The following is a 259-nucleotide window of genomic DNA, read 5'->3' as shown; positions in this document are numbered from 1 at the left end:
TAACTCGCTAAGCCGGTATATATTAAAGCTTTTTGATAATTTTTGGAATTTTTAGAAGGTATTTTTTCTGCTATCGTTAAAGCTTCTTTAAATTCTTTAAAACTCTGATCATTAAAGCCCAGTTCTGTATAGGAAGCGGCTCTGAGTCTGTAGGTGTTAGATAATGACGTATTATCACTTGCTTCAGCTGCTAATTGTTCAGCGTCTTTGCTCAGATCTATCACTTTTTTAAAATTTCCTGCTTCAAAATATTTAGCCA

At 33.2% G+C, this 259-nt stretch carries 1 protein-coding gene; it reads right to left on the bottom strand.

Annotation, left to right across the window (positions count from 1 at the left end):
* Positions 1 to 259 (bottom strand): hypothetical protein (locus tag SCA31_RS24145; protein ID WP_410699523.1); only part of this gene is annotated, 259 nt, incomplete at both ends.

Origin of the sequence: Chryseobacterium sp. SIMBA_028 (assembly GCF_046535285.1) — a bacterium.
Lineage (GTDB): Bacteria > Bacteroidota > Bacteroidia > Flavobacteriales > Weeksellaceae > Chryseobacterium.
The sequence above is the reverse complement of the archived record's forward strand: the minus strand, read 5'-3'. Positions and strand labels throughout refer to the sequence as shown.